Annotated in this window: 12 protein-coding genes; 1 reads left to right on the top strand and 11 read right to left on the bottom strand. The window is 45.3% G+C overall.

Annotated elements, in window-relative coordinates:
* The 4 genes from nrfD to D6D85_RS00260 all read right to left on the bottom strand — a co-directional run.
* Nucleotides 1-1,115 (bottom strand): NrfD/PsrC family molybdoenzyme membrane anchor subunit (gene nrfD, locus D6D85_RS00275; protein ID WP_125670037.1); only part of this gene is annotated, 1,115 nt, incomplete at its 3' end.
* Nucleotides 1,112-2,002, bottom strand: coding sequence for a 4Fe-4S dicluster domain-containing protein (locus D6D85_RS00270; RefSeq protein ID WP_237558690.1), 891 nt, complete (start codon nt 2,000-2,002; stop codon nt 1,112-1,114). The genes D6D85_RS00270 and nrfD, both read right to left, overlap by 4 nt.
* A gap of 12 nt (nt 2,003-2,014) precedes the next feature.
* The gene (locus tag D6D85_RS00265; RefSeq protein WP_125670036.1) at nt 2,015-3,790 is read right to left on the bottom strand and encodes a nickel-dependent hydrogenase large subunit; all 1,776 of its coding nucleotides are present in this window, start codon (nt 3,788-3,790) and stop codon (nt 2,015-2,017) included.
* A 4-nt stretch (nt 3,791-3,794) separates the two neighbouring features.
* On the bottom strand, nt 3,795-5,120 hold the full coding sequence (locus D6D85_RS00260) for a hyaluronate lyase (RefSeq protein ID WP_125670035.1): 1,326 nt from the start codon (nt 5,118-5,120) through the stop codon (nt 3,795-3,797).
* Nucleotides 5,121-5,459: 339 nt separating this feature from the next.
* On the opposite strand from D6D85_RS00260, the gene D6D85_RS00255 reads away from it, so the two are divergent.
* Nucleotides 5,460-5,753 (top strand): hypothetical protein, encoded by a 294-nt coding sequence (locus D6D85_RS00255; RefSeq protein WP_125670034.1) that lies wholly within the window; start codon nt 5,460-5,462, stop codon nt 5,751-5,753.
* A gap of 157 nt (nt 5,754-5,910) precedes the next feature.
* On the opposite strand, the gene D6D85_RS00250 is transcribed toward D6D85_RS00255, so the two are convergent.
* The 7 genes from D6D85_RS00250 to D6D85_RS00220 form a co-directional block, all read right to left on the bottom strand.
* Nucleotides 5,911-6,537, bottom strand: a complete 627-nt coding sequence (locus D6D85_RS00250; RefSeq protein WP_272914398.1) for a DUF4349 domain-containing protein — start codon at nt 6,535-6,537, stop codon at nt 5,911-5,913.
* A gap of 258 nt (nt 6,538-6,795) precedes the next feature.
* Complete coding sequence (locus D6D85_RS00245) at nt 6,796-7,014, bottom strand: hypothetical protein (RefSeq protein WP_125670032.1); 219 nt, start codon at nt 7,012-7,014, stop codon at nt 6,796-6,798.
* A gap of 64 nt (nt 7,015-7,078) precedes the next feature.
* Entirely contained in the window at nt 7,079-8,356 is a 1,278-nt protein-coding gene (locus D6D85_RS00240; RefSeq protein WP_125670031.1) for a TrpB-like pyridoxal phosphate-dependent enzyme, read from the bottom strand.
* Nucleotides 8,353-8,736 carry a ParB N-terminal domain-containing protein gene (locus D6D85_RS00235; protein WP_125670030.1) on the bottom strand — a complete coding sequence of 128 codons (384 nt, stop codon included), beginning with the start codon at nt 8,734-8,736 and terminating at the stop codon, nt 8,353-8,355. The genes D6D85_RS00240 and D6D85_RS00235 overlap by 4 nt, the downstream gene beginning before the upstream one ends.
* A 348-nt stretch (nt 8,737-9,084) precedes the next feature.
* On the bottom strand, nt 9,085-9,894 hold the full coding sequence (locus tag D6D85_RS00230) for a metal ABC transporter permease (protein WP_161969593.1): 810 nt from the start codon (nt 9,892-9,894) through the stop codon (nt 9,085-9,087).
* Entirely contained in the window at nt 9,875-10,663 is a 789-nt protein-coding gene (locus D6D85_RS00225; RefSeq protein WP_125670028.1) for a metal ABC transporter ATP-binding protein, read from the bottom strand. Before D6D85_RS00225 ends, D6D85_RS00230 begins: the two co-directional genes overlap by 20 nt.
* A partial coding sequence (locus tag D6D85_RS00220; protein WP_133308273.1) for a metal ABC transporter substrate-binding protein occupies nt 10,633-11,586 on the bottom strand: 954 nt, incomplete at its 5' end. The genes D6D85_RS00225 and D6D85_RS00220, both read right to left, overlap by 31 nt.

Here is an 11,586-nt window from a genome sequence, read left to right as displayed (position 1 = left end):
TTTATCTCCGGAAATATCGGCAGATACTTCACAGCAAGCGTGAAAGCTAGGGCCTCAAGGGCTACAAGCATGCCCGTTACTGAGATCTCAGCCCATGTCGGGAAGTATATTGCACCTGAAGGCGGATAGAGCCATGCTGTCAGAAGAACATCAAACCTGTTCATTATGACTCCGAATACAACCAATATTGATGCCAACAGCAGAATCTTTCCTGATTTAACGAATTTCTCTGGCAACAGCAGGAGCAATGGAGCTATGAATCCAATTAGGATCTCCACCAAGAAGAACAAGGACCTTGCATCGCCTATGTAGGACAATGCCCCTCTAGCAGCAAGATCCACAAATCTTATTGCCACGTACACAAGCAGTATGTACCTCATAGCTCTTCCCAATGAGGAGAGGAGATCGAGCTCCAGCCCTCTGTTCAGTACTCTAGAGGATATGTTGGACTCTATTATTATCATCGCGGGGGCTGCAGCAAGTGCTGATATGTAGAATAGTATCGGAAGTATGGGGGAATACCACAGAGGGTGCACTTTATCTGGGGCTATCAGGAAGAGGCCTCCCAAGGAGGATTGGTGCAATGTTGGAACTATTATCCCAACCATAACTAGAGGCACCATCACTTTCTCGCTCTCCATAGCGGAGTAGAACCATTTCCACCTGAGCTTCTCGGCCACTATAGGTGAGAACTCTATTAATTGTATTATTATGTACAGGGATATACACCAGTACACCTCGAAGAGCACGGAGTGAGGCTGGAAGAACAACGGGAACATCGGATGCCAGAACCTAGCTGGCTGGTTTATATCTATAATAAGCCCTAGAGCTGTAGTTAAGTATGCCAGCAGGCATGTGAGGAGAGTTGGTCTCAGGAGGGGCTCAAACTTCTTCTTATTTATTATGTAGACTCCAAATGCTAGGGAGAAGGATCCTGCTGCAAGAGCTATCCCTGTCAGCACATCATATGCTATCCAAAGCCCCCAAGGGTAGTAATCGTTCAGAGCAGTGACTTTAAACCCAACCGTCAGCCTTAGAAATGCACCATAAGCCCCGAATGCTATCACCAGAATCAGAGCTGATGTCCATATGAGGAAGGACTTTGATGCAGTCATCTTTTCACCTCCTGCCTCCTCCTGCTATACAGATATAGACCAAGGAGCCCCACAAATAGGGAAGGTATGACTATCGGCATATTTCCTAGGTATGCCTGAGTTAGCTCCGGATAGCTGAACTTCATCACCTTTCTGAAATCAAGCTCATCAAAGGGAACATCTGATATGTAGAGCACACAAGTTCCTCCTGCCTCCTCCTCACCATATATGTAATTAACGTAGCCTCCTTTAGATATTCTCCTTTTTGCCTCCTCTATCAGCTCTTTTCTCTTGCCAAATGTGAGAGCACCAACTTTGCAGGCCTCAACACATGCAGGCTTTTTCCCCTCTATGACTCTATCGTAGCACATATTGCACTTTTGTATAAATGGAAATGGTTTGTCATACTGCCACTTCGGCACCCCCCAAGGACATGCGTAAACGCAATACCTGCAGCCAACGCACCTATCAGCTCTGTATATAACTGGACCTTCCGGCGTCTTGTAGAGGGCTCCAACAAAGCAAACCGAGGCACAAGCTGGATCTATGCAGTGCATGCATTGCTCCTTGATGAACCTTACTATTTCCTTCCCGTCCTTGACAAGTTTTTTCGATCTTATCCTCGTCCAAGTGTAGGCAGAGAGAGTGGAGTAGTTGTCCCAGTAGGATCTCTCATTTCTTTCATATGGAAGATCAGAACTAACAGGCAGGTTATTTTTTATCTTACAGGCAGCTTGGCAATCTCCACATCCTATACATCTAGAGACATCCACCAGAAAGCCGTACATTTCATCCGGATCATTCTTATTACTGCTGCTGTAGCTTCCAAATGTGTTGATAAGAGGAAGAGATACTAGAAATGAGCCAGTGCTTTTTAGAAACTCTCTCCTGCTTAATTTCCACTCCATTTCCAGTCACCCCTAGAACAGGGGCCTGTAGATCTCCCTAGATCCTAGCCTGACATGCACTGCACAAGCTATGCAAGGATCGAAGCTTCTTATTGCCCTCACATAATCAAGGCCCTGCCATTCACTTGGACCAACCTCCTCCGTTACCTTCGAATTAAGCAAGCTCATCTCGAATGGAGCCCTTCCGTATTCATTTTTTGGAGATGCATTTCCTGTAGTTGGAGCATGTATCTGATAGTTCACTATTTTTCCTCCCTCCTGCACAACCCAATGCCTCACAGTTCCTCTAGGTGCCTCTGTGAACCCAACTCCAAAAGTTCTCCTGCTTGGAGCCTTCCATGGCCTAGATGTAGCTACCTTACCGCTTCTTATGAGCTCAGCTGCTTTAACTATGCTCTGCCAACCGTGAGATGCGTGAATTACCATGCTGAATGCCCTCGCTAAGAGCCTCTGCATTGTAGTTGAGTAGGCAGGAGCTCTCCACGCAAGGGTCATAGGATATGACACACTCTCCGGAAGATCTGTGGCACCACCGCTCTTTGGAAGATCCACTCTTAGTATGCCATTTCCTGGACCTAAATCGCTTGGCTGATATGCCGTTACAGTAAGTCTTGCTAAAGGCCCTACTTCAAACGGTGTTATGGTTCCATCCTTCCAGACAAGCCTCACATCTGCAACCCATGAGTACTTCTTGGAGAAGTCCCTAGGCTGCGGGCTCGGTATTGTCGTCTTGTTCCAAGGATGGTGCACTGGATTTACCTTTCCCCAGAGCAGAGGGGTTCCCTCCGGGTCTTTATCTGTGAATAGCGTGCTCCACTCCTCGTAGAACGAGGTCTTCACATCCTCGGATATGCTGACATTTATCTCCTTATAGCTTGTTGATACCAACTCCCCGTTTATCATTATACCGGGTTTTATCCCTCTCTTCAGGGCGACCTCATCCATCCCCTTGTAGAACTCCTCTGGCTCAGAGCTAAGGCTGGAATAGGCCTCTGGATCATCAAATAGACCACCGCTTACATAGTTAGGCTTATCATAGGTCTTGCCCTGATCCCTATAGCCTACAACCTCCTCGTAGAACCAGACCAGATCCTCCCATATGGCATAGACATATTTAACCCAAGCAGTCAGGAGATTCAGCCTGAAGGTATAGCCTACTATCAGAGAATCAGGATTTGTCAGATCCGTGGCTATACCGCCGGGTATTATCGTGGATGGATGCGGATGCTTTCCGTATATCATTATGCCAGCTTCTTTTGCAAACCTCTGATATCTGACGGTCAGATTCCATATCTTTCCAGCAACAGGCACAAATCCATCCATTATATCTGAGATTCTTGTAAATCCATGTATATCTCTTCTCGGGCTGAGAGTCTCCTGAGCCTCTTGATAGACCATTGGCGTTAGCTTCTTCACATATAGGCTGCTGTAGTCGGGAGCTCCAAGTATGTTGAGTATTATGGAGTGATCATATAGGTGATCTGTCATCAGGAAGCCCATGTTCCTCAGAAGAACGCCTAAGGGCTGAGGAACTGCTCCATAAGCCATGTCAACAGCATGCATAGATGCGTTGGAATGGCTCGCACCGCACACTCCACAGATCCTAGATGTTATTGCTATAGCATCCTCAGGAGGCTTGGTCCTAAGGAACACCTCGAATCCTCTGAACATTGTTGCGAAAACATGGGCATCTTTAGGAGTTCTAGTTGCCTCATCAACATCAACTACAGCTCCAAGATGGCCTTCTATCCTAGTTATGGGCTCTATTACGATCTTTCTCATGCTCATGACATCACCTCCTCTCCTTCTCCTTTAGGGCATATGCCAGTCCAGCGCCAGCCAGCATAGCAGTCCCTATGCCCACAGCCGCCTCAGTGCTTCTTCCAATATCCAGTTTTGGAATCGGTGGGCCTAGCTGAAGCTCCCTTAGCTGCTCAAAGAACGGTTCATATGCATCGGAGAAGCCAGGCATTGTGCAGGCTATGCAGGGAGCTCCAGTCTTAGTTGGACCACCAATACCGAGGATCCAGCCCTCCTTGTTCCAAGGACAGTTTGAAACAGGACCCTTGCATCCCACTCTGAAGAGGCACTCCCAGCTGGGATCACCGGCATACTCTCTGAACTCCCCAACTGCATAAGAGGCAGCCCTGGGACACTGCTCATGCGTCGTTCTACCGTATATCCAGACTGGCCTGTAATATCTGTCAAGAGGAGGAGGTGGTAAAACACCTCTAGCCCATAGTATTAAAACTCCAAGTGCTCTTATCTGGGCTTGCCCATTTGCAGGACATCCTGGAACAGCTATAGCTGGTTTTATATCTGCTCTCACCTCTCCTGGTTCTAACTTTGCACCTTCTAAGAACCTTTTGTATGGAGCTGTTATGTCAGATGGAAGAATATCTATAAGCCCTTTGTAACCTCTTATAGGATCACCAAAGAAACCAGTTGCCCCTGTTGGACTTGAACTTGTTCCAACTCTTCTAAATGACTCTATAAAATCGCTGTATTCTGCTGGAACTTCCTTTACAGAATCAGCAGGTATTCCGCCATAGCTAGCACAGGTTCCAGTTGATACAACGGCAACAGCTCTGGAAATGAGGCCCCTTAACCAGTCAAGAAATGTCTTTGGTCCTTTTTCTGTCTCTCCTGAATAACCAAACATACCAGAATATCTTGGACCGCCTGCTTCCTCATCTATCGGAAAAGCTCCTTCCAAAACGAGGACATATGGATCATATTTTCCAGAGATAGCATCTTCCAGAATTTGTAGGGCTGCAGATGACCATTCTGGCATTATAGCATCCATATACCTCAGGTTAACTTCTCCTGTTATCTCAGCAGTTCCTGTTATCACATCAATTACAGATGGCCTGACTGCATCAAGCAGTGCTATTGAGTCTCCAGTACAACTCTGGCCCTCGAACCATATAACATTTATGGCATCCGGACTCTCGCTGTTTCTGAGAATCTCTATATCCCCGCTTCCAGAGCCCTTAACATCAATTATGTCACCGAAGGAGAAGGCATTTGTTCTCATTGTCAGGCTTATCATGGAGAAAATAGATCCCAGGCCCATTATTTTGATAAAATCCCTCCTGGAGACCTTCTGACCTCCCATTATGATCACTTGATTTCATTAAGAACTAAAGCTTATAAACTTTACCTTAAATGCAACTTTAGAAAAAATTTCTTCCAGAAAAGAAGGAGAGTATAGAAAAGTTCCTATTCGCTAAAAAATTTATTTGTAATAAAGAAGTTGTATTGATAAATAAAAAGACTTGAGGCTGAAACTCAGGGATATTCTTAAGAAAATTTTTGGTAGAAAAAAGATGGAAAAATTTCTTTAGAGCAGGAGAATAAACATCTAAGTGAGTTTTTGTTATAATACTTTTTGTCAATCGTTTTTTATCTTCTTATAAGATAAAACGTTATATATGAAGCAGGAATTTTCTGGCATATGGAGATTGAGGAGGCAATAACCGTAAGCAAGAAGGGAAAAAGGGAGCTGAGATCCCTAGTAGCAAGGGGAAAATTCGCAATAATAGAATATTTGGATCCTGAGACCAGAAAGAGAACCGAGGACAAGGTGAAACTTGTCCTTGCTAGGGACGACGGGAAGGTGGAGGAGTACTTTCTAATACCGACTTCAACCCCCTCCAGATTTATAGCTATAGTTCCAAAAGAGAAGAAAGGACAGGAGATAAAGGCATTCAATCCAAAAACTGGGAGAGTGGAGGACATAATAGTGTAGCTCTGTCTCAGCGTGAGAGTCTCTGAATTTTAGAAAGATTTCTTGGCTCAATGAATTTATTTCTTCAGCTCATCTAACAGATAATTCCCTTCTTTGTAGTTTGAGAATACTGAAAGTTCGCTCGTTTTCCCAAGAAAGAGATTCAGCATAAACTGTATCATGCTTTCTGAGATTTTCTCCTGTAAAGCCTGTAAACGGCATATGCCGCCAAGGCAACCAGAGCAAGAGGGAGTCCTCCAGCTATAGCTATTGCTATCAGTGCAATTGCACCCCAGAATGCCCTAGATGCCACATTTATCACCCATTTCCAGTGATCCTCAGGCTGGGGCTTAGCTGGAATAGTGAGGGATATCTGCACAGTTGCATACTGAACCATTCTTTCTATGTTTGTCTTTTGAGCTTGAAGAATCTCTATCTGATACCTGACCTGGCTTAATCTGTCCTCTATCTGTATTATCTCACCCACATCTTTTGCCATATCGTATAGCTTCAGAAGCCTTGACTCCTCTGCTTGGAGATTTCTTATCCTAGTGTCAAGATCTAAAAGCTGATCTGTCACGTCATTTGCTGTCATGGATTTCTGAAGAACCCTTCCTACTGATGAGAGTTGATCAAGAAAGCTCTGCAGATACTCCTGAGGCACCTTAACTGTGATCTGAGCTGAGCTATTTCCCACATACATGTATGAAACATAGCCTGATAGCTGCTGAGCTATCTGAGAGATCCTAGCTGCTGCATAGTTTGTGTTGTTTACCTCAATTTCAACAGAGGCTGTGTATGATATCTGCCTTGTGCCTAAATATGCTATCTGGCCCGAGGATACAGGTGTGCCGTTGTCGGGTAGTTAACATTCACTACCCGTTCCATCTCGGATAGCAACTATCCTCATTGATGGCTTTCAGGGGCAACGGAAACTCCCCTCATCCTGTGCATAATGCCCATTCGGTGCTACATACCACCACATATCGGGCACAGAAGAACATGGATTTTTCATTTATAAACTTATCGTGTAAGTATGCACACAAGAGTCATATAAAGTTAACTATTTAGGAACTGCTGACGAACCCTTTTCAGCAACTAACTGAGGTGCTGGGGATGGCTGGGGAGATGGCGGTGCCCTTACGGCTTCAGAAGCCGTATACGTCTTAAGGCCGATCTCAGCAGGATATCCTGAGAAATAACCACTCTGCAGGTATGGATAAAGAAGATATCCTGCTACAAACAGGAGCAAAACCAAAAGGAATATGCTAAGTGCTCTCATAGCAAACTCTACTTTTCGTCTATATAATCATGTCTGTTTAGTTCAAAAAAGTTGAGAGAAAAAATCAGAGGGAGAGAACTACTCTATATCCCTCTAGATCAAGAAGCCCATGGCCTGAGTAGTTGAACAATATCACCTCCTCCTCTCCCTTCTCTCTATCCTCCACAGCCCTCCTTATAACAGCAGCTATTGCATGAGATGTCTCAGGAGCTGGTATCAATCCTTCGGTTTCAGCAAACAGCTTTGCAGCAGAGAAGGATTCCTTCTGGTCTATTGCTACAGGCTTTACAATACCCTCCTTCACCAAAACTGAGAGGGAAGGAGCTAAGCCGTGATACCTGAGACCTCCTGCGTATATCGGAGGAGGAACAAAGTTGTAGCCCAGGGTGAACATCTTTAGCAGCGGGGTCATGGCAGCTGCATCCGCATGATCGTACCTGTACTCACCTTTTGTCATTGATGGAACTTCTGTGGGCTCTACTGCTATCACATCCATTTTTTCGCACTCCTTTCTCAGCATTCTCCCTATAAATGGATATGTCAGGCCTGCGAAGTTGCTCCCTCCTCCAACACAGCCAACAAGCACGTCAGGCTTCTCCCCTATTGAGCTCAGCTGCTCCATTGCCTCCTGTCCTATTATGCTCTGATGTATTAGGACATGATTTAACACGCTTCCCAGCGAGTACTTGGTGTTTTCATCGCTCAATGCTGCTTCTAGAGCTTCGCTTATCGCTACACCGAGGGATCCTGGATGATCCGGGTTCTCCTTCAGAAGCCTTCTTCCGAACTCTGTCAGCTCGCTCGGAGAAGGCACCACATCCGCTCCATACATCTTCATCACGTACTTTCTGTATGGCTTCTGGTTATATGAGACCCTTACCATGAATATCAGCGCTTTTATGCCCATCATAGCGGTGGAATATGCAAGAGCTGATCCCCATTGTCCAGCTCCTGTCTCTGTTGTCAACCTCTTCACCCCCTCCTTCATCGCATAGTAGGCCTGAGCTATTGCTGTGTTCGTCTTATGGCTTCCTGTTGGGGAAAGATCCTCCCTCTTGTAGTATATCCTAGCAGGAGTCTTAAGAGCTTTTTCAAGCCTTCTTGCTCTGTAGAGCGGAGTTGGCCTTCCTATTCTTTCATATGCTTCTATTAAGTCCTCCGGTATGTCTATATATCTCTCCTTGGAGAACTCCTGTCTCACACACTCCCTCGGGAATATCCTGTAAAGGTGCTCCTCCCTCACCTCCTCCCCATTCGGAAGCTTGTAGGGAGGGAAGTAAGGGAGATCTGGGACTATATTATACCATTTTTTAGGTATATTTCCTTCTCTTACATATATCATTCTCTCACCTCCTCAAGGGGGAGATCAACTCTCTCCTGCTCGAATGGAAGAAGGTGCCTTGATGTCTTTGGTGGCATCAATCTCCCGCTCAGAGCTGCTCTCAGCACATCCATTTTTGTCACTGGATCCTTCCAGCCAACTACCTCTATTTCAGCGCTGGTATATTTTACGAGAAATGCAGGTATTCTTGTGAGTCCAACTATTTTTGCAGCTGTAAACCTGTGGTGCCCATCCAGTATCGTGCCGGTCTCTCTGTCGACAACTATGGGCCTCTTGAAGACAGCTGATTCCTCTATGTTCCTCTTTATCTCCCTTGCCCTGTAGCTTCTCACATGCTCATGAGGCAGAAGGCATGATAGAGGGACGAGGAAGACCTCCATACCATCTATTTTGGCAAAAGGCCTCAGACTAGACAGAAACAGTTTTCTAGAGGAGCCAAACTAGGTCACCCATAGAAGCACCTCCTTGACCTTGTGCAGGCAAGGTTAACTATTTAAATTTTTCTCAGAAAAAGGTGGGATAGAAAATTACTTTTATTTACATAAAGTTTTAAATTTAGTTATAAGATTGGAAATGCTGCTAAGAAATGTTCATGCAAGTAATTTAGAAAGTTTTAATATACTGGTTATTGAATCAGCCAGATAAGGTGAATTAAGAGTTTTAGCAGTTAAAAATTAAGACTGAGAAGCAAGATCTTAGCCGCCTAGCTATAATACTAAAAAGCACTATTATTTGTTATGAGAAATTAGCAGAACAAGTAGATATGTGAGGGATGTTATTATCCCTATTGTTGGACCCGTCGGGACATTGGCAAATATGGACAGCATTATCCCAGACAGTGATGCAGCCAAAGCTATTGACACAGATAGCACTATTACCTTTTCCATGCTTCTTGCAAGCTCTATAGCAGATGCCGCTGGGGCAACTAGGAACACAACTGCTAAAATGGAGCCCACTACTCTCAGCTCCACCACAGTGGCCACTGCAAGAAGAACCACCATCATATAGTGATAGAGCCTCACCCTGAGACCCATTGCCTCAGCTGCCTCCATATCAAAGGATATGAACTTGAACTCCTTGTAGAAAAGGTAGATTATTAGAAGGGATGCCGAGGAGAACAACAACTGAATGATAACATCGCTCCAAGAGACCCCGAGCACATCACCTATGAGATAGGTATATGCTGTGACCGTGTATTCCCTTGTCATCGAAAGAGAAAGGGCTGCTATCGCTGCTGAGAAGCCAAAAGCCACTCCAAGGACAACATCCATTCTTTTCGATTTCTCCCCGCTGTAAGCAGCAGCAACAGCAAATAACGTGCTGAGAAAAAGGGCACCAAAAGTTGGATTTCTTCCCAGAAGAAAGCCAAGAAGAGCACCCGCTAAGCTTGCATGCGCTACAGCTGCACCCATTGTGGATAGACCTCTGACAACAGCAAAGGATCCTATAACAGCAGATAAAACTGAGGATATCACAACTGCTAGGAGAGCTCTGAGCATGAATCCAGATAAAAGGACATCAAGAGCTCCTGCCGACATGAGCATCACTCCCTATCACGTAACATACAGGCCCCATCCTCACAACCTCAACTCTTCCTCCAAAGGTCTCAATCAGCTTCTCTCTTTCTATCACAGCAGTTGGCTTGCCGAATGCTATCACTTTTCTGTTCAGCAGAAGGACATAATCCGTGATTTCAATAACCGGATTGATGTCATGAGTCACCATAACAACTCCTATTCCTGATCTCACAGCGTTTTTTAGAAGTTCTATTATCTCCTCCTGAGATGCCTTATCCACACCTGTCAGGGGCTCATCGAGGAGAAGAAGCCTTGGCTCGGAGGCAAGAGCTCTGGCTATCAGCACTCTTTGCTGCTGACCACCGGACAAATGGCTGAATGGCTCATCCCACTTGTCGATAAGGCCAACTGATTCCAGAGCTCTTTTAGAGATCTCAACATCATGATCGCTGAAAGGCTTTCCTGCACCTCTTCTGGCAGTTCTTCCCATCATAACAATGTCCTTAACAAGGATGGGAAAGGATGGATCTATTCTTTCCATCTGAGGGACATAACCAACGGATCTCCTTATCTCCTTCAAATTCTCTCTGACATCCATTCCCAGTACTTTTATCTCTCCCTCTGCTTTTACAAGGCCAAGCGAGGCCTTCAAGAGAGTTGTCTTTCCGGATCCATTCGGTCCAACTACAACAACAAGAGATGGACCCTCAGCTTCAAAGGAAACTCTTTCTAATGCCACATTGTTCCCATATCTTACCGTCACTTCCGAGAACTTAACCATCTCACCCATGATATCACCAGCGCTGCAAGAAGGACAATTACAGCAACAGGACACAGGTAATCCTGTTTTCCAGTGGGCCTTGAGGACTCAACCGCTGCCTTTATCCCAGCCACTGTGTACTTGATGAACTCCTCGTATGTGTCGTTTCCTGAGAACATTACGCCGTAGGCATAGGCTATGGGGATTCCAGTATCAGAAGATACTGTTTCAGCAAGCCTTCCCTCATCGCTTTCCTTCTGAGTTGCTAGAACAATTATTACCCTAGCATTATTCCTTGTCCCATTTTCCTCGAAGCTCTTAAGATCCTCAGGGCTTGGAAGCTTTCCCTCACCCCTTATCAGTATGCCGGCCACCTTTAGCCCCATAACATCGGCAATAGGAGAGAAATGGGATCCTGCTAGAAGCACACAGCTTCCCCTTATGTTGGAGGTGTAGCTGTATATCCATGACATGAGCTCCTTTATGCTCCCCTTGAACTTCTCCAGATTCGCCCTGTAGTAGTCCTTCCCCAGAGGATCTATCTCTTCAAGTTTTCTCTCTATTGTCTCAGCTATCTTAACAGCATTCTCTGGATAAAGCCACAGATAGTGCGGATTGTCATCCTTCACTACTATTCCGGCTTTTATCCAGTCATCCCATGAGAGAGCTCTCCTCACATTTAATTTTTTTATAAATGGCTCTGTGCCAACCGATATGAACAGATCGGAGCTCTCCGCCAACGAGACATCCCTTGGAGAGAGGGAGTACTGGTGAGGATCGCTATTTGTTGGGATTATATAGTACACTTCTGCTCTATCTCCAGCTATCTCCCTTGCTATAGAGGCTAGGGGAGGTATTGTTGCCACTATTTTTACCTTCTCATCTGCTTTCAGACTTAAAGGGGTTAATATCAACAACATGAGAATGAGAAGGATAAACTTCCTCATGATCTC

Origin of the sequence: Candidatus Methanodesulfokora washburnensis (assembly GCF_003947435.1) — an archaeon.
Taxonomy (GTDB): domain Archaea; phylum Korarchaeota; class Korarchaeia; order Korarchaeales; family Korarchaeaceae; genus Methanodesulfokora; species Methanodesulfokora washburnensis.
Note: the sequence above shows the minus strand (reverse complement) of the source record. Positions and strands in the feature narration are given on the sequence as shown.

Bases quoted from the DNA above. Each gene is read 5' to 3' on its own strand.
- D6D85_RS00270 (WP_237558690.1), bottom strand. From the start codon at position 2,002: ATGGAGTGGAAATTAAGCAGGAGAGAGTTTCTAAAAAGCACTGGCTCA.
- D6D85_RS00265 (WP_125670036.1), bottom strand. From the start codon at position 3,790: ATGAGCATGAGAAAGATCGTAATAGAGCCCATAACTAGGATAGAAGGC.
- D6D85_RS00260 (WP_125670035.1), bottom strand. From the start codon at position 5,120: ATGGGAGGTCAGAAGGTCTCCAGGAGGGATTTTATCAAAATAATGGGC.
- D6D85_RS00255 (WP_125670034.1), top strand. From the start codon at position 5,460: ATGGAGATTGAGGAGGCAATAACCGTAAGCAAGAAGGGAAAAAGGGAG.
- D6D85_RS00245 (WP_125670032.1), bottom strand. From the start codon at position 7,014: ATGAGAGCACTTAGCATATTCCTTTTGGTTTTGCTCCTGTTTGTAGCA.
- D6D85_RS00240 (WP_125670031.1), bottom strand. From the start codon at position 8,356: ATGATATATGTAAGAGAAGGAAATATACCTAAAAAATGGTATAATATA.
- D6D85_RS00235 (WP_125670030.1), bottom strand. From the start codon at position 8,736: ATGGAGGTCTTCCTCGTCCCTCTATCATGCCTTCTGCCTCATGAGCAT.
- D6D85_RS00230 (WP_161969593.1), bottom strand. From the start codon at position 9,894: ATGTCGGCAGGAGCTCTTGATGTCCTTTTATCTGGATTCATGCTCAGA.
- D6D85_RS00225 (WP_125670028.1), bottom strand. From the start codon at position 10,663: ATGGGTGAGATGGTTAAGTTCTCGGAAGTGACGGTAAGATATGGGAAC.